This is a genomic window from Helicobacter pylori SA37A (assembly GCF_000476015.1).
In the GTDB taxonomy this organism is placed as follows: domain Bacteria; phylum Campylobacterota; class Campylobacteria; order Campylobacterales; family Helicobacteraceae; genus Helicobacter; species Helicobacter pylori_DB.
Genome location: NZ_CBOO010000035.1, coordinates 1 through 1,834, shown reverse-complemented (window position 1 = coordinate 1,834; position 1,834 = coordinate 1). Strand labels below are relative to the sequence as shown.

The following is a 1,834-nucleotide window of genomic DNA, read 5'->3' as shown; positions in this document are numbered from 1 at the left end:
CAAAACTAACGCCTTAAAGCCCCTAGCTTTTAACTATGGGGATACAAGGCGAAACGCCTTTAGGCGTGCCAATATGGAATAGGGGTATTAGAGTCAATATCATGCACAAAAATAAGGGTAATGTTATGAATATCTTGTATTAGTTATTTTTTTTATATATACTACAAATATGAGTAACGCTGTTTTATACAAAAGCAATCATAATGTTGTCTATTCTTGCAAATACCATATCGTGTGGTGTCCTAAATACAGGCGTAAGGTCTTAGTGGGAGCTGTAGAAATGAGGTTGAAAGAAATCATTCAAGAAGTGGCTAAAGAATTAAGAGTAGAGATTATAGAGATGCAAACCGATAAAGACCATATCCACATTTTAGCTGACATTGATCCAAGCTTTGGAGTGATGAAGTTCATTAAAACCGCTAAAGGTCGTAGCAGTAGGATATTAAGACAAGAATTTAACCACTTAAAGACAAAACTACCTACTTTATGGACCAATTCCTGTTTCATTTCAACAGTGGGGGGTGCGCCTTTGAATGTTGTCAAACAATACATTGAAAACCAACAAAACAGCAACCGCCCTAAGCAAAAAGAAAAATGGAAAAGTTATGTTGATAACCTACAAACAAAAGCTCTATAAGAACGATAAGAATAGGCGTATAGACACACTATTAAGGCGTTATGGCGTGTTTTATAATCATTGCATTGCCTTGCACAAACGCTATTATAGACTTTTCAAAAAGTATTTAAAGCTTAACGATTTGCAAAAACACACCACCAAATTGAAAAAGACCCATCGTTATGCTTTTTTAAAAACACTAGGCTCACAAACCTTACAAGATTTAACTGAAAGGATAGATAAAGCGTTTAAAAAATTCTTTAAGAAACAAGCCAAATTGCCACGATTTAAAAAAGTAGCCAACTACAAATCTTTCACTTTCAAAAGCCAAGTTGATAAAAAGACAGGGTTGAATAAGGGAGTGGGGTTTGAGATAAAAGACAATGTTGTTTCTTTTAATGGTTATAGCTACAAGTTCATTAAAACTTATGCTTTGATAGGGAAAGTAAAAACTCTAACCATTAAAAGAGATAATATGGGTGATTATTTCTTGTGTCTAGTCTGTGAATTAGAAAATAACCCTAACAAGCAAACCGCATGCGATAAAAGCGTGGGCTTTGACTTTGGGTTAAGGACTTTTTTAACCGGATCTGACAACACTAAGATAGAATCGCCTTTATTTTTCTCTCAATACTTGCCTTTGATTAAACGACTTAGTAAAAACCTTAGCAAGAAAGTTAAGGGTTCTAATAACTTTAAAAAAGCTAAAAAGAAACTAGCCCAACTGCACCAAAAAATCAAACACTTAAGAACCGATTTCTTTTATAAATTGGCTTTGAAGTTAAGTAGAAAATACCAAAGCATTTTCATTGAAGACTTGAACATGAAAGCTATGCAAAAACTTTGGGGCAGGAAAGTGAGCGATATAGCTTTTAGCGAGTTTGTGAAAATCCTTGAAAACAAGGCTCATGTCGTTAAGATTGATAGATTTTATCCTAGCTCTAAGACTTGTTCTAATTGCTTATGTGTTGATGAAAACTTTAATAAAGACATTAAAAAATTAGGCAAAACAGATAAAGAAAGAGAATACCACTGCAAATATTGTGGATTGAAACTAGACAGGGATTTAAATGCGTCTATCAATATTCATAGGGTTGGGGCATCAACTCTTGGGGTAGAATTTGTAAGACCTACCTAGTAGGCTGAGTTTGCTTGATCCCAATTTTCCTCATGCTTTAGCTAGAATCCCCTAGCTTTAGCTATGGGGAGTATGTCAAA

The 1,834-nt window shown here is 34.5% G+C and carries 2 protein-coding genes; both read left to right on the top strand.

Translation table 11 applies throughout. From position 1 onward, the window contains the following. Positions 1-169 precede the first annotated feature (169 nt). Positions 170-637: an IS200/IS605 family transposase gene (gene tnpA, locus QT76_RS07750; RefSeq protein WP_000063685.1), complete on the top strand. Its 468-nt coding sequence runs from the start codon at positions 170-172 to the stop codon at positions 635-637. Beyond that, positions 606-1,754: an RNA-guided endonuclease InsQ/TnpB family protein gene (locus tag QT76_RS07745; protein WP_033617283.1), complete on the top strand. Its 1,149-nt coding sequence runs from the start codon at positions 606-608 to the stop codon at positions 1,752-1,754. The genes tnpA and QT76_RS07745 overlap by 32 nt, the downstream gene beginning before the upstream one ends. Positions 1,755-1,834: the final 80 nt, after the last annotated feature.

What these genes read in the sequence shown, in the direction of transcription:
- QT76_RS07745 (WP_033617283.1), top strand. Translation starts at nt 606, where the DNA reads ATGTTGATAACCTACAAACAAAAGCTCTATAAGAACGATAAGAATAGG.
- tnpA (WP_000063685.1), top strand. Translation starts at nt 170, where the DNA reads ATGAGTAACGCTGTTTTATACAAAAGCAATCATAATGTTGTCTATTCT.